Raw genomic sequence first — 15,434 nt, 5'->3', positions numbered from 1 at the left:
CCGAGATCCTGTGGACGAACGAGGCGACGCGCCCGTTTCGAACAGCTCGCTCGGCCACGGTGATAAAAACTTACCAGCCGTTAAGCATATGTATTAACGTCTTGAAATTGCACAAACAGAACATATCATGGACTTTATTTCCGTCACCTAGACACCCATTTTCGGTTGCGGTTACTATCGATAGGTTTCAAGTATCGATATTTAAGGATTTGGACTCGCTAATCGCCTAGATTCGCCCCAACTCACAACGAAGACGGAGCGAACACCGTCGACGACCGGGTCCGATTTGCGCTCGAGAAACTGCTGAACATCGCCCAAGAGGATACCGGCCATCGCCGGGTCGCCAACTTCCAGCTCGCCTGGTGGAACGCCGACGTCCACGGGCTTCGACATCGCCGACCTGTTCGCCGTCGACCGCGAGGTCTCCGAGGACATGGCCACCGTGTTCACCTGGCTGGCGCGGCAGGAGGACGCGGTCTACCCGACCGACTATCGCGGCGAGATCGAGGCGATCATCGCACGGTGGCGACCGGAGCCGGCGTGGAAAAGGACGGAAGTCAATGGCAGGTTCAATCGGTCCGGGCCGTCGGCGTGTGCCGCTGCGCGCGGGCGAGTTCGACGAAGCGGCGCTTCACCTCGGCAAACAGCGCCGGCGGCAACGGCCCGAAATAGCCGCTGTCGCTATCGACCGGCCGGATGTCCGGCCCCGGCCAGGCGAAGCGGTTGCTTTCGGAAAGCACAATCCAGGAGCGCTCGTCATCGAGCCCAAGCCGGCGCTTGGTTGCCGGCGGGATCTCGATCGCTTCGTCGGCCCGGGCCGGCGGCGTGTGGGTGATCGGCAGCACCCGCACCAACGGCGTGCCGTCCTCGAGCGTGGTGACCAACGCCAGCACCAGACAGGGTCGATCCTTGTCGCCCTCTTCGCGGCCTTCGAGATGTTGCCAGTGCCAGAGATAGGAATAGCGGAAGACGTGACCGACCTTGATTTCAGTCGGCAGCATTCTTGCCCGTCAGCAGTTCGGCATTGAGATGATCGAAGCCTGGCTCCATTTCGGATTTTTCGACCGCGGCGATGTCATCGTCGCTCAGTTCCGCCGTCGCCTCGACGCGACGGTCGCGCCGCGACAGCCGCAGATAGTCCTCATAGGCGATCAGCACGGTGCGCGGCCGGCCGTTCTTTGTGATGATCACCGGCTCACGCACGGCGGCATCCTGATAGGCCCCGAAGCTCTTGGAAACCGCCGCGGCGGTCACGGTCGACGTCATGTCAAAACTCCTTTTTCCGGAATATACTGATTTTCCGTAATTTCCGCAAGATCGCGGAGACTAGGGTCAATGATCGACAATCATAGAGCGTCCGAATCAGACAGCCAAGCGATCCACCGCCGTGCGGAACAGCTAGACGCGCTCGACGCCATCCACCCGTTCGACCGGCGCGACCAGCTCGCCGCCTTGTTGACCGATGACGATGTCGAAACCCTGAAGCACCTCGCCAGCGAAGGCATGGGCGAGAACACGCTTCGGGCACTCGCCTCCAATCTCGGCTAATCTCGAGGCCTGGTGCCAGCTGGCGACCGGCTCTCCGAGCGTTACTGAGCGTGCCAAGGGTCACGGGAAACCTTCATGCGTCTGGTCCTCTTGGCGTCGCATCCGTCATCAGCATTCCCGCTTCAAATATGCTCCTTTGGGAACGCGCCTATCGTGGCCACAGCTGAGGAACTTTCCAGGGATTGAAACCCGAACCCTAATGGGCCGTGCCCTACACCCGGCTACCCGCGGGCATGCAGTTCGAAAGACACCACGCAGGAGCCTTCAAAACCTAAGTACCAAGATCGTCTCGGAGGAACTCTTCCCACTCGTACACAACCTCAATGGCTTGGGGTTTGCAAGCCATCGCAGTTCTCCCGCTCTGTTGCTCTGCATCACCGCAGCTTCACGTTATTCGTCCCCAGCGATGTCTCAGCCGCATTTGTATCTCTGTTAGACCGCGGAGACGGGTAGGCCTGTCGCCTCGCCTTTCCAGTGAGACCCCACAGGTAGCCTCTGGCCGAGGTGATGTGGCGTATCCCCACGGTGACGGCCGCCTTGCTGAGTTAGGCTGAAGGTTGCAAGTCCTAGTGCAAGCACTAGGAGTAGTCCTATGACGAAGCATCAGATTGAGGTGATTACGTCGGTCGAGCGGCGTCGGCGCTGGTCTCGGGAGGAGAAGGAGCGGCTGGTCGCGGCGACGCTCGAGTCAGGCGCAAGCGTTTCGGAGATCGCGCACTCGGCCGGCATTCATGTGAGCCAGCTCTTCCGCTGGCGCAAGGAGCTCTGCCAAATCTCCGCGCTGTCCGTCCCGCAACTCGTTCCAGTGGAGGTCGTCGAAGCGCTGCCAGCGCCGGCGGTCCCGTCCGAGCCGCCGGCGGTCTCCCGGCCTCGCAAGAAGGCAAGCATCGTCACAATCGAGCTTGGCGGTGGGCGTCGTCTCCGGGTCGAGAGTGACATCGACACCGAAGCGCTTGGCCGGATTCTTGGCGTACTGGAGCGGCGATGATCCCGGTCCCGAGCGGTGTGAAGGTCTGGCTGGCGACCGGCTATACCGACATGCGCAGAGGCTTTCCCGGCCTGTCGCTGATGGTGCAGGAGACCTTGAAGCGCGACCCGATGAGCGGCCATCTCTTCGTCTTCCGGGGCCGAAGCGGCGGGCTGATCAAGGTGATTTGGCACGACGGCCAGGGTGCCTGCCTGTTCACGAAGAAGCTCGAGCGCGGCCGTTTTATCTGGCCGTCAGCGGCCGACGGCACGGTGGTGATCACGCCGGCGCAGCTCGGCTATCTGCTCGAAGGCATCGACTGGCGCATGCCGCAAAAGACCTGGCGTCCGACGTCGGCGGGATGAGCAAAACCGCTGGCACGGCGGCAGCGAATATGATTCCATCCCGCCATGACCGATGCGGCGGATCAGCTTCCCGACGACCTTGCCAGCGCGCATGCGATGATCCTCGCCGAGCGTGCGGCCCGCCGTGAAGCCGAGGCAGTTGCCGCTCGCGCCCAGGCCGTGAACTCGCATTCGGATGCGCTGATCGCCCGGCTCCGGCTGGAGATCGAGAAGCTGAAGCGCGACATCCATGGCAGCCGGTCGGAACGCAAGGCCCGGCTTCTCGACCAGATGGAGTTGCAGCTCGAGGAGTTGGAAGCCGACGCCAGCGAAGACGAACTGGCGGCGGAGTTGGCGGCGCGCTCGTCGACGGTCAGAACCTTCGAGCGCAAGCGTCCATCGCGCAAGCCGTTTCCCGAGCATCTGCCGCGCGAGCGCGTCGTCCTTGCCGCGCCTTCGAACTGCCCGTGCTGCGGCTCGGCCAAACTGGCGAAGCTGGGTGAAGACGTCACCGAGACGCTGGAGGTGATCCCGCGTCAGTGGAAGGTGATCCAGACCGTGCGCGAGAAGTTCTCTTGCCGCGAATGCGAGAAGATCACCCAGCCGCCGGCACCCTTCCATGTGACGCCGCGCGGCTTTGCCGGACCGAACCTCTTGGCAATGATCCTGTTCGAGAAGTTCGGCCAGCATCAGCCGCTGAACCGGCAGAGCGAGCGCTATGCCCGCGAGGGCATCGATCTCAGCCTGTCGACGCTTGCCGACCAGGTCGGGGCCTGCGCCGCGGCATTAAAGCCGCTGCATGCACTGATCGAGGCGCATGTGCTGGCCGCCGAGCGTCTGCATGGCGACGACACCACCGTGCCAATCCTGGCGAAGGGCAAGACCGATATCGGTCGGATCTGGACTTATGTCCGGGATGACCGGCCGTTCGGCGGGCAATCGCCGCCGGCGGCGCTCTATTATGCCTCGCGCGATCGGCGGCAGGAGCATCCCGAGCGCCATCTGAAGAGCTTCACCGGTATTCTGCAGGCCGACGCCTGTGGCGGCTACAACCCACTGTTCAAGGCGGATCGCGATCCCGTTCCGCTGACGCAGGCGCTGTGTTGGGCCCATTCTCGGCGCAAGTTCTTCGTGCTTGCCGACATCGCCAGCAACGCCAAACGCGGAAAGAATGCTGCCGCGATCTCGCCGGTTGCGCTGGAGGCGGTCAAGCGCATCGACGCGCTGTTCGACATCGAGCGCGACATCAACGGACTTTCAGCCAACGACCGGCTGCAACGGCGTCAGAAGGACAGCCGTCCGCTCGTTGATGAGCTTGAGGCCTGGCTTCGATCTGAGCGAACAAAGTTGTCGCGCAGTTCACCGGTCACCGAGCCGATCGATTACATGCTGAAGCGCTGGGACGGGTTTACTGCCTTCCTTAGCGACGGCCGGATCTGCCTCACCAACAATGCCGCCGAACGGGCGCTGCGCGGCTTCGCCCTCGGCAGGAAGTCATGGCTCTTCGCCGGCTCCGATCGTGGTGCCGATCGCGCCGCCTTTATGGCGACGCTGATCATGAGCGCCAAGCTCAATGACATCGATCCGCAAGCCTGGCTTGCCGACGTTCTCGCCCGCATCGCCGACACGCCGATCATCAGGCTCGAGGACCTGCTCCCGTGGAATTGGCAGCCAACGAAGTCTCTAAAAGATCAGGCTGCCTAACCTGCGCCCCCTGATCATTCATGAATTTTCCCCACCGCCGCACTTTCGAGAAGAAGGCAATGCAATGAGAGTCATAGCAATCACTTCCATGCTCGTCGGAACGAGCGATTACCCTCTTGTTCCTGGATCCAAGTTGGAAAAATTGGGGAAGTTCTTAGGAGTTCCAGACCGCTGGGATTTCGGTATTGAAGACGAATTCACGTGCCAGTTGGGATATGCCGACTTTGAGTTTTCCTTGCGAACACGTAGCAATTGTGTCGAAGTTGAGAGGGTGTGGCTCGAACTGTGGAATGCACATCATGGTGAACCGCAACCGAAAAGGTCTGCTATACGTCTAGTCGAGGGGATTGAAGTCGACCTCGGCGGTTTCCAACCGGGCATCTCGTTACCATCTGCTAAAGCACTGTTAGACTCACTGCGGGTTTTCTACGAGGAATTCAGTCAAGACGATGGCAGCGAGATAGTCAGCAAAATCGTCCTCGAGACGAAATCTGAATTATACTTTTTTCAGGGGGAATATGAGCCTCGGCTCATGGAGATACACTTTTTCGCTGGCGACGAATAAGCCGGCTGTTACGCGTGGCCCTCACCGGATGCATACGATGTGGCTGAGCGCTCAAGGATGCAGGATGCACGCCATTATCGCCGCTGGACCATCCGCGGCTCGTCCGGTCGGTTGAATGGGTCCAGTCTTCTAGTCTGCCGCCTGTGCGGCTGCTAGACCTTCGAGAGTGCGCTCCTGAGTTGTCGTTTCGCTCAGACCAGCGGCTTAAAACAACGGAAGCAGAAACCGGCGCAACCTACTTAGCGGGTTCCGATGGAGCCGCTCGCATCCAATAAAGCATATCTAGTTCTTTCTCGGCAAAAAGAAGTAAATCAGGCGCCGGTTGCAAATTTGGGTCGGAAGTGAGGGTCGTAACGGCGGCCCTTACAGACTCGACGTCTTGATTCAGCTTTGCGGCCATGTTCGTGATATCTTCACCGCCTATTACGGCTCTTTTCACCAACGATTCAGGCGATGACTCCTTGAAGATCTCATCAATGACCTTCTTCACTTTTTGAACGGAAGCCAGGTTTTCATCAAGACCGATGCTCAGTAAAGCTTCGAGATTCTTTAAATCTGAAACAAATCTCTCGTAAGTCGCGGCTAACTGAGCGTCGAGCGCACTCTTCATTGTCGCCTGATGTTTGCTAAAAAGCTCATCGTGCCAAACGGCTTTCAATTCATCAAAACTCTTTTTTGTGTCCTGAGATGAAACATCCTTGAACCCGGCTTTTATAAGCGCCGGGTAAATAGTCTCGTTCCAACCGAAGGCCACCATGTCATCTATGCGAAATGTACTGTGGCCACTATACACTTCAAGTCCGCCGCCATAGGGCACGGTCACACTCACGGCAGCTTCAATGTCTTGAGCGGGCTTACTCACTTTGCCCGTAGCCGTATCAAAGACCACATCCAAATGAAGCGCCAGTCGAACATCGATCTTCGCGGGGTATCCACCCACTTGATCGAGATTGCTGATTTCTAGAGTTTGAATACACGCGCTGATATAGGCTGCACGATGTCCCGACTGTTCGATAAGGGGAAGTTCCTTCGCCATGGCATTCAAGATCTGGCGGTCCCAAGCTAAGCGGTTGGGGTCGGTGGTGGTCGCGCTTTTTCTGAGCTTTTCGGTGACCGAGTTCCGCGCTCCTTCGTAATCTCCTTCCGCGCCCCAATTGCCCTTCTCATAGGAGATGTCCACCACGTAGGGACCTGCGTTACGAAGATAAGTTTTCCAGTTTGTTAGCGTGGCCGTCTTGTCGAGGCAGAACGGTACGGACTGTGCGAACATGCTGTAAGGGTAATCACGGTTGAAGGGTTGGCTGAATTCTTTTACCGCATCCACCGGAGTTTCTTGTCGCGCCACTTCTGTTTGTATTTTTTGAACTACTTCGCCGTACAAATCTGTGATACGGTTTAAAAAATGTCTAATTCGGTCGCCGCGCAGTGTTGGTTTGCCGTTATCGTACGTTAACAAGAGAGTTTCTCGAAAGGTTTTTAACTCCTGACCTGCGCGTACCAATTCGTCGCTTCGTAATGTGACTAAGCCAAACTGTTCTTTGTTCACATCGAGGACTGAAATGAATTCGGGCTGCAGTCGTAAAAGCTTCGCTAACAACGTTGCACTTTGATACCAAACGGCTGGATGCGCTAGCGAGCGGGTATATTCGATTCCATCGGGATCTACAGCTTTCCGCAGCTGTTCGTAATAATCACTGTAGGGAAAGAACTTGGCGCCATAAACGTCGGACGTGGCAACGGAGCCCAATGGCGTGCTCGCCAAGACCGATCGAGCATGGATGGTACCTCGATCCAAATATGTATTCACGCAGGTAATAAATGTGTTCTTCTCTAAGCGTAAGTAATCGCCACCGCCAGCCGGTAAAAAACAATTCCGGTCCTGTTCCGCAAAAGCAATGTCTACCAGCGATAGCATCTGTCCTTGAATGGTCACCGAAATCATATTGAGTTGCTGTTGCAAGCCCGCTAACAGCTGAGTTATCTGAGCTTGATTGTCGAGGCTCGCATTCAGGCGTGCAAGCGTTTGCTGGATGAATCCGCTTAATTTCGTATCAATCTGATTGAGGCGAGTGCCCAGTTCGAATCGCATATCTTCGATCTGCTTGGAAATCCGCGCGAGCATGGCGAAGATCGCGGGATACGGGCTCTCCGGTGCCTTGGCGGTTTTGATTGCCGAATAAATCATAACCGCGGCGAATAAATAGACATTCGCGCACGCGACAGGGCCCATCGTTTGCGCGGTGGAAAGCATCTCCATCGCCTTAGAAGCCTTAGCGAGCTTGTCGACCATTTCGGCTTCTTTTGGGTTATTCGTGAGAGTCAGAATATAGCTTAGGCCTGTCAGCCCATCGCCGACGTCGTGAAACACTTCGCCCGCAGTGACATCCACCTTCGGTGGTACAAAGTCCGTATCGCCCGCGGCGGCGCGCGCCTCGGTCTGCTCGTTGCGCTCCTTCAGCGCGGCTTCCATCGCCGCCAAACCCCTTTTGATATCGGTGTTTCCTTCAATAAGGGACTTAACATCTTTCGCCGTCTGAACTTGGCGCATAATCATCTCGCCGCGTTTGACGCCGCGATGATCGGCGCGGTCGGCTTTGGGATCGGGAATCCTGTCTTTAGCTAAATAGACCGCAAGCATTTTCCCCGTCGAAGTTCCGGCGCGAACCTCCTCGAAAGCCCAAACCATTGCAGATGTCGCCATGACATCCGGCAATCGAGGGTTTTGAGGGGAAATGTCCAAGGCATCAAAGCCAGCTTTAGTTAAAAATGGAGAAATCGCGACACCCACTCCACCGGCGTTCATGGTCGCAAGGCCGAGCGCGGCGGTAAACGCCGCTTCTCCATATGTGCCTTTGAGTGTGAAGCCTTCGATCGCGTCCTGTTGCTTTAGGACGCTGATTTCGATGAAGCGCTCTTTGGTCATCTTAAGTTCGAGGAAGTTCGCCACCGCGGCTTGTGGACTCACAGGGTTCCACTGGGAATACGGAAGATTAGGATCGCGATCATAGGCCGCCGCAGCGTTCTTCGCGGCGAAGGCTAAAGCTGCAAACTCATAGGGTTTTGAGTCGCCAGGGTTCGAAAGCATCTCGTTGATGACTAAGCGATCCTGCTGCTCGGGCGTGAATTTAGGAGCTTCGTCAGCGGAAGCTGACGAAGCAATTCCAAAAACGATCGCGATAGACACCAAAAAAAGTTTCATGAGGAGCCCGATCGTGCGAATGCGTAGAAATGATTGTACAGGACGGCGTCATCCCGTAAAAGTAAATCCTTACATTAGCGGCCCACGCCAGAACTGAACGATACAGCGCAGGCCACGCCCAGTGCCGGGATCGCGCAATGTGAGGGAGCGTCAGGATGCATGCCGCCTGGTCGGGGCATTCGCCCGCATCAACGCCATTAGCATCGGCCCGAGCGAGAACTCTCCGCGTTCGGCCTTTCGCGTCAGATCGCGCAAGTAGCCGCCGGGCGAGTTAATGTGCGGTTCCCTTGCGAGGATGCAAGCAATGACCGACGCGGCGTTCTCCGGCCCGAGGACTTCGCAGGCCTGCTGATACGCGCTCGGACTGACGCCGAGCATCGATCTGACGACCACCGCGGCCGACATCAGGTCGCGCCAGCTTTCCACGACGCCATTCGGCCCATAGTCACGGATCTCCGGGCAGGCCTGCAGCACCATTGCCAGTGGAAATGCTTTAATCGGCTCACCCGCCGGCCGGATAGCTCGGCTCGATTTCGCCCCCTGCTCTTTTCGAGAGCTAGGTTCAAGTTCATAGCTGGATTCGGTATTTGAATTCTGTATGTGACGTTCATTTTGAACAGCATTGCTGGCCGTTTCTTCGAAATCTTCCTGAATTTCCAACCGGTTGAGGATTTCCTCTCGCAGCATCTCCATTTCCTCGAGGATTTGCTGTAGATCGGCAGCCGTCGGCGTGCGGGGGATGCGCCCGGTCAGGCCGAGGAATATCTCCTCGATGCGTCCCCAGTCGCCGGCAGCCCCCTCCTCCATCGCGGCGCTGATCAGCTTGCGGACGTCGCGTCGGCAGATCGACAGCGCTTCTTTGGTGATGCGTAAGCGCTTACGCTCGGCGGCAACCTGTTGTGCGGCGTGCGCTAGTTCCTCGGCGCGCGCGAGCAGCGGCGCCAGGCTGAAGCCGAACGCCTCCTCGATCGCGCCCCTATCGTCCTTGCGGGCGTAGCGCTTGCCGTTGGCGCTATCCTTGCGATGGATTAGACCAGCGTCGACGAGCGCGGCGAGATGCCGGCGCAATGTCGTGCCGGCAATGCCGTGCGCACGCACGGAGAGCTGATCGTTCGACGGGAAAACGACGAGGCCGCGGTCCTCCGAAAGCTCGTTGTCCGGATAGAACGTCAGCAGTGCATCGAGGACGGTGAGCGCGCGGTCCTGGATGCCGAGCACCGCCCTCGCCTCGCAGACGTCACGAAACACCTTCCATTTGTCGGCGGTCTTGCCGGATTTGATTTCGGCCGTCCGCATCTGCCCTCTAACTTGGGCAAGCGAAACCGGCCGCCGCCCGAAGGGCGTCGTCACACTTCCAATCTGCATTTCCTTCACCTTTCAGAAGGCAAAAGAAATCCGCGCACCAAAACGGCGCCAAAGACTCTTGACGGGGATTCGTGGAAATGCGATTCTCAGATTGCTTAGATAAGAGAGAGGCTTCCACGACGGCGACGTTTGGGGGCCTTTTTCTTTTGCGGTTCTATGTCTCCTATTTGCTCCGATTGTCAGCTGACAACTTGATTAGTCCGCTGATTTTCCGTGTTTTTCCTGCTCAAACCTCGCAACGAACTCATGCATGTGCGTGGAAAGGAATTCTGCAAATTCTGCCGATGTTACCGTGATCTTCGAACCGCGGGCATTGCGTTCGATCGATGCGAGCGGCAAGCCCTTTTTGGTTCGCACCGCTTCAACATCCTTCGATTTCTTCTCGGCTACCATGACAGCCTTCCACAGACGATCGAATCGCTTGTTGGTCTCGTCCGCCAGAAAATCAGGCGCCTGCATTTCCTTCTCGAGCCGTTTCGCCGACGCACTGTCCTTCAGCCTTTCCGCGAAAGCCAGCCAGCGCGGCCGCCCGACTTTGGGAGCCGGGCCTACAGCCAGCATAATTTCAGATGGGACACCTTCGGCAACTTGCAACAGCCGCGAGATCTCCGGCTTATCGACAGACAGTGCCTTGGCAATCGTATCGCGAGAGAACCCGTGTTCTTCCAAACGTCGTGCGAAGAGAGCCCGTTCAATGAAACTGAGGTCGACACGAGGACCATTCTCCTGGCCCTGTGCGAGAATAACTTCCTCATCAGTCAGGTTACGGACAATTGCCTTGACGGATCTGCCGAGGTCGTCTGCTGCACGCAGACGTCTGTGGCCGTAGGCCGCCTGATAGTAATTCGGCTTGGCAGGGTGAGGCCTGACGAGGATAGGCACCTGCTGGCCGCTCTCCGCGATCGACGCCTTCAGGTCGTCAAATTGCGGATCCGCTTCGAGCGGTATACGATCCCGAATGAACGAGACCTCTACGAGAGCGGGATCGAGTTCGACGACCTTGTCGCCCGCCGCGATTGCTTCGCGCAATTCCTTGGCCGCCGCCGCCTCCTCGTTCAAACGACCGAGCGACAGGTTCATAGCGCGGACAGCGCCGGCTGGCTTGTGTGCCACCGGCGCCTGCGGAGCTTCCGTCTTGGTCTGCTCGGCCGAGCTCACCATGCTCTTGAGGATGTCTCTGCCTTTCATGCCCTACCCCATGAAGTTCGAATAAGGGTCTCCACCTCGGAATTCACGCTGTCCATCGCTTCAACGGCCCTGTCGTAGGTTTGGCGGTGCATCGTTTCCCGGCCCGCCTCGTAGATCGTCTGCTTGGATAGGCCAGCGTCGGAGACGGCGGTCGACTTGACCATCATCGAAGTCAGAACGCGTTCGCCAAAAAGGCTTCTGAGAAACGCAACGATTTGTGCCTGAGGTCCGTCGTTGGGTTCGTACCTGGTCACCAGGTACCGCATCCAATCGTAATCAAGATTACCTCCGGCCTCCTTCACCACCCCGAGCAGATCGGAGGTCATCGAGAGGAACTGGTTCATCGATGCGACATCGAGCATTTGCGGGTGAACGGTGATCAGAACCGAAGTTGCCGCACAAAGTGCCGAAAGCGTGAGGAAGCCAAGTGTCGGCGGGCAGTCGATGACTACGACATCATAGCGATCCTGTAGATCCATTAGCGCATTGCCGACACGCATGAAGAACATGTCGGTATCGGCGGAGTCCCGAGATGCCAGAGCCCGCGGCGTGTCATGTTCAAACTCGTGAAGCTCCAGGTTCCCCGGTATCAGATCCAACCCGGCGAAATAAGTTTGCCGGACCACCTCCCCTACTGGACGCCGTTCGGCGTCGTAGCGGATAGCACCGTAGAGCGTCTCATTGTCGTTCACATCGAACTCAGGCTGGAAGCCGAGCATGGCTGACATGGAGGCTTGAGGATCGAGGTCGACCGCCAAAACACGATAGCCGCGCAACGCAAGATACTGGGCCAAATGTGTTGCGGTCGTTGTTTTGCCAGAGCCGCCTTTAAAATTGGTCACCGCGACCACCTGAACGTGATCGCCTTCGCGGCGGCCGGGCAAGTAGGCTGGCTTCGTTCGTCCGAGAAGCTGCCGGATCATGTTCACTTCTTCAAGCGAGAACGTCCTTCGGCCTGCGGCCGTCTTTTCGGATGTGACGGCCTCTTCCTGCGAGGCAATATGCCGGACGTAGCTGTCAGTGACACCGAGAAGCTTTGCGGCCTCCGTGCTACTGAAACGCCGAAGCGTTTTCTTTGCGTTGGGCGAGAAGAGCTTCTCGAATAAGATCTGTAGCTGGCCACTGAGCGAGGCCGAGTCGTGCGCTATGGTTTCGTCAATTGAAACACGGACGCGCTTCTGTTGGTTTTCAACAATCGCAGCTTTTGTCGCCATTCACGCAAAATCCAGAAATTCATTGAAGTTTCCGCAAATGATCTTGAATCGCGCGTTGGCGTCAAGGAGTTTTTAGTTAATTGAAATTAACGGTTGTGGCAAACCGGATTCGATGCATGAAATCAGAGACTTACCTGAATTGTCAGGTGACAACTCCAGTAGATAGAACATGCCGAAAGCCGCTGTTGAATTCGATTCTGCGAACGAATCGGTTGCAGGTGTTGCGACTCACCAATGAGTCGAACGACCACAAGCGACCGGTAGTGGCCGGTCGCGAAGCGATCACCCTCCCCAGGAATAGGCTCTCTCCCAAGGCAGTCTGGCGGGATGCGACGTTGCACAGGCACTCGCTCTATGAGGTGCAAAGGCCGAGGAACAAGGCCGCTAAGCGGCCCTGCTCTGCTCCCGCGCTTGCAGCCCGTGCAGATAGTCGGCTGCGGCCTGGGCTTTGGCGGCCGCGGCGATGATCGCCCGCTTGTCGTTCTTCAACGCCTTGAGCCAGCTTTCCAGATAGGTGGCGGTATTGTCGCGAGGATCGTGGGCCACTCCAAGATCGGCGCAGAGGAATGAAGCGGAGAGCTCGGCAACCAGCTCCTCGATCGCGTAGCTTTCACTGCCGAATCGGCCGCTCAAGTCACGGTCCAGGCGATGCTTTGCGCCTGACCAGTGCGACAGTTCGTGAAGCAAGGTCGAGTAAAGGTGAACCTCGTCGACGAAGCGTGCCCGATCGGGCATGAGGATATCGTCGGGGGCGGGACGATAGCACGCGGTTGTTCCGCCGTAGGTGATCGCCGCGCCGGTGTTGCGGACGAAGGCTTCGACAGTCTCGAGATGCGGGACTGGCGTCGCCGGCAGCTCCTTGACCGGTCGATAGAACCGGTCTGGAAGGTTCTCGATCTGCTCGACGTTGAAGACCGTGTAGCCCTTGAGATACGGGATTGCGCGTTCGTCATCATCCTCGCGCTCCTTGGGGGTGAAGGTGCCGTACTTGACGACGAGGGACCCTTTCTCGCCCTTTCGAACCTGGCCGCCGAGATCCTGAGCTTGGCGGTAGGTCATCCAGGTGTTTTCCTCGTAGCCGGCGAGCTCGCTTGCGAGCCAAAGCATCAGGACGTTGATCCCGCGATAGGCTTCGCCGGTGGCGCGGCGCGGAACGAGGGAGCCGCGGCTGTTTCCGCGCCAGGGCCGGATCCACGGCTTTGTTCCGGCTTCAAGCTGCTCGATGATGGCATCGGTGATGCGCTGGTAGGTGTCCTTGATGCTCTGCATTGCCGTCTCCTTCCGTTGGTTGACGGCAGAAAACGGAGATAGCCGAAGCGAGCCCATGCACCCGAAGGGCCGCAACAGAGTGGAGGACCGCGCCAGCGGTTGCGTGGGGGAGGGGCTATTGTAGCTTGTCCGTCAAATCACCCAACGGAAGGAGAGGACGCAGAACATCGGCGCCTTCGGCTCACGGATAGCTCTTGCAGCTAAAGAGCCGGTGGGCAGGTTACCGCTCGCGATCGTCGTCATCACGCTCCCGACTGCGGTGTGCCGCTATTTGCGCCTCGATCGCCTTCAACTCCGGGTTATGGTCCTGCTGTGGCTGCCGCGCTGGCGCCGGCTGCGATTGCGCGTCCTGGGCCGGCTGCTCTCGCCTCACTCGGGAAAAGTCCGACCGGGCAGTGAAGGTGACCTCCTCCTCGTCTGGCAACTTCTCCGGCAGGTCCGCGCGATCCGCGACGACAATCCCTTGATCGGTCACAAGGCTGGCAACGCGATTGTCGTGGCCGAGAATCGGGCCAGTGATTTCTTCTCCGGCGCGGGCAGTGCGAACATGATGGTGCAGAGGCTCTTCACCGACCTCCCGCAAGTCTTCGAATGCGGATCGAATGGCCTCCCGACGGCCCGGGTTCATCGCGTCCTCAATGACGTGCTTCTCACGGGACTGGACGGGTCGTTCGTGGTCTCGATTGACGCCTCGATCATGCGCGGTTCGGTAATTACGGAGAAGTCGATCTCGTGGCCGTAATGGCGGCCAAGCTCGGAAATAAACGCTTCCTGGGCACGTCCATTTCCCTCTCTGAATGGATGCACATAGTTCAGCTCTGAGAGGACTCTTCCGGCCCGCTCAGCGAATTCCTCAGCCGTTGCATTGCGAAGGGCCTGCGGATCTCGGATCGGCTTCAGCGCCTCGTCCAGGCCCATTTCTAGGCGCGAGCCGGGCAGGAAGGACGTGCCGCCCTTAGAGAGGCTACCGATCGGCTCTACGCGCTGCCCCTCAACAATCGGACTTTCGTTTCGCGTATGACCGGCCCATTCGTACACATCCTGAAAAATGTAGCCGTGGATCGCCTTCAGGTGGGCTTCGTCAAAATTGCCTTTCGGGCCGTCGCCTTCAGCAATTTCCTGCATCCGCACCGCGGTCGCGCGATACTCTTTCACGCGCAGCTCGGAAGGGGTTTCAATGCCCCATCTGTTTTTCAGAACGTTCGACCGGTCTGGATCATCCGACGTGTTTGGGATAGGTGTAGGAGCCTTTGGGGCGCTCGTCAGCCATGGCGAAGCTCAACAAAAAGCCGCCAGCTCTAAGCAGGCGGCCTTCTGCTCTTGAAGGTTGATCGGGAGGTTATCTGACAGGCGGCTCGATCATGAGCTGCCGGTATTCCTCGCGGGTGATGTCGCCGGCGACATACCGCGCGGTCGCCTCCTCGAGGGCAGGATCGTGAACGTAGCCCTGCCGGATATTGGCAGCGCGCGCCTGCTCAGCGGCCTTGCGCCGCTTCTCGATCGCTTCCGGGGAACGATCCGGACGGCGGGAATGAACGTTCATCGGCAAATCTCCAGTTACGAGCCACCTTAGCAAGAAAAATGCTGAAAATCCAGCAATTTGCGGGATTTTCCAACCTTTCGAAGGTGAGCGCCCGGCTACTAGCCGGGCGCTGTGAGCGGATTAATCGCGGGGTTCCCATTCGATGATCGCCTGCAGGGAGGCATCGTCCTGGCCCGGGAACCGGCCGAGATTGGCGTTGTAGCGAAGTTTGCGGATCGAGAGGGTGTAGTACGGCTTACCGTCCTGGTTCTCTTTCTTCCAGATGCCGCCGACCTCGATGTCATGGCCGCGCGGTGACTTGGCGTACACGCGGTGCGTCGGGGCCTTTTCATTGTCGGACTCGAACGGCACGACCTTGATGTCCATGTCGCGGTCGATAGTGGAGATGAGGCCGGCGCCCTTTGCGGTGTCGAGGTTGTCGCCGTCGAACTGGATGTAGTTGGTGATGTTCATGTCTTTCACTCCTCTTTGGTGGTTGCGATGATCGTTCCAAAGGCACGGCGGAAAGCGGTGCGCACCGTAGGCCGA

The 15,434-nt window shown here is 58.2% G+C and carries 13 protein-coding genes and 2 pseudogenes; 5 read left to right on the top strand and 10 right to left on the bottom strand.

What is annotated here, in order from left to right:
* Positions 1-569: 569 nt before the first annotated feature.
* Together J2Y63_RS30245 and J2Y63_RS30240 are read right to left on the bottom strand one after the other, a co-directional pair.
* Positions 570-1,001, bottom strand: a complete 432-nt coding sequence (locus J2Y63_RS30245) for a plasmid maintenance toxin (PemK-like) (RefSeq protein ID WP_435269064.1) — start codon at positions 999-1,001, stop codon at positions 570-572.
* Positions 988-1,266, bottom strand: coding sequence for a type II toxin-antitoxin system Phd/YefM family antitoxin (locus J2Y63_RS30240; RefSeq protein ID WP_435269063.1), 279 nt, complete (start codon positions 1,264-1,266; stop codon positions 988-990). Before J2Y63_RS30240 ends, J2Y63_RS30245 begins: the two co-directional genes overlap by 14 nt.
* Positions 1,267-1,335: 69 nt before the next feature.
* Between J2Y63_RS30240 and J2Y63_RS30235 the strand changes: the two are divergent.
* From J2Y63_RS30235 to J2Y63_RS30215, 5 genes and pseudogenes are all read left to right on the top strand, one after another.
* A pseudogene (locus tag J2Y63_RS30235) lies at positions 1,336-1,585 on the top strand (integrase); the annotation flags it as partial.
* A gap of 555 nt (positions 1,586-2,140) precedes the next feature.
* Complete coding sequence (tnpA, locus tag J2Y63_RS30230; RefSeq protein WP_435269062.1) at positions 2,141-2,536, top strand: IS66-like element accessory protein TnpA; 396 nt, start codon at positions 2,141-2,143, stop codon at positions 2,534-2,536.
* Positions 2,533-2,880 (top strand): IS66 family insertion sequence element accessory protein TnpB, encoded by a 348-nt coding sequence (gene tnpB / locus J2Y63_RS30225; RefSeq protein ID WP_027997154.1) that lies wholly within the window; start codon positions 2,533-2,535, stop codon positions 2,878-2,880. Before tnpA ends, tnpB begins: the two co-directional genes overlap by 4 nt.
* A 45-nt stretch (positions 2,881-2,925) precedes the next feature.
* Entirely contained in the window at positions 2,926-4,563 is a 1,638-nt protein-coding gene (tnpC, locus tag J2Y63_RS30220) for an IS66 family transposase (protein WP_435269061.1), read from the top strand.
* A gap of 64 nt (positions 4,564-4,627) precedes the next feature.
* A complete protein-coding gene (locus J2Y63_RS30215) occupies positions 4,628-5,128 on the top strand; it encodes a hypothetical protein (protein ID WP_435269060.1) in 501 nt (166 codons plus the stop codon).
* A gap of 235 nt (positions 5,129-5,363) precedes the next feature.
* On the opposite strand, the gene J2Y63_RS30210 is transcribed toward J2Y63_RS30215, so the two are convergent.
* The 8 genes and pseudogenes from J2Y63_RS30210 to J2Y63_RS30175 form a co-directional block, all read right to left on the bottom strand.
* Entirely contained in the window at positions 5,364-8,327 is a 2,964-nt protein-coding gene (locus tag J2Y63_RS30210) for a hypothetical protein (protein WP_435269059.1), read from the bottom strand.
* A 150-nt stretch (positions 8,328-8,477) separates the two neighbouring features.
* Positions 8,478-9,692: a plasmid replication protein RepC gene (gene repC / locus J2Y63_RS30205; protein ID WP_435269058.1), complete on the bottom strand. Its 1,215-nt coding sequence runs from the start codon at positions 9,690-9,692 to the stop codon at positions 8,478-8,480.
* 195 nt (positions 9,693-9,887) lie between these two features.
* Positions 9,888-10,880, bottom strand: a complete 993-nt coding sequence (gene repB, locus J2Y63_RS30200; RefSeq protein WP_435269057.1) for a plasmid partitioning protein RepB — start codon at positions 10,878-10,880, stop codon at positions 9,888-9,890.
* Positions 10,877-12,094, bottom strand: a complete 1,218-nt coding sequence (gene repA, locus J2Y63_RS30195) for a plasmid partitioning protein RepA (protein WP_153517582.1) — start codon at positions 12,092-12,094, stop codon at positions 10,877-10,879. The genes repB and repA overlap by 4 nt, the downstream gene beginning before the upstream one ends.
* Before the next feature lie 384 nt (positions 12,095-12,478).
* On the bottom strand, positions 12,479-13,363 hold the full coding sequence (locus tag J2Y63_RS30190; RefSeq protein WP_435269056.1) for an ArdC family protein: 885 nt from the start codon (positions 13,361-13,363) through the stop codon (positions 12,479-12,481).
* Between the two features lie 220 nt (positions 13,364-13,583).
* Positions 13,584-14,633: pseudogene (locus J2Y63_RS30185) on the bottom strand (Fic family protein).
* A 69-nt stretch (positions 14,634-14,702) separates the two neighbouring features.
* Positions 14,703-14,906, bottom strand: a complete 204-nt coding sequence (locus J2Y63_RS30180; RefSeq protein WP_012881325.1) for an antitoxin VbhA family protein — start codon at positions 14,904-14,906, stop codon at positions 14,703-14,705.
* 120 nt (positions 14,907-15,026) lie between these two features.
* Positions 15,027-15,359, bottom strand: a complete 333-nt coding sequence (locus J2Y63_RS30175; protein ID WP_027991192.1) for a DUF736 family protein — start codon at positions 15,357-15,359, stop codon at positions 15,027-15,029.
* Between the last annotated feature and the right edge of the window lie 75 nt (positions 15,360-15,434).

The sequence above is a fragment of the Shinella sp. BE166 genome, from assembly GCF_051201095.1.
Lineage (GTDB): Bacteria > Pseudomonadota > Alphaproteobacteria > Rhizobiales > Rhizobiaceae > Shinella > Shinella lacus.
Note: the sequence above shows the minus strand (reverse complement) of the source record. Positions and strands in the feature narration are given on the sequence as shown.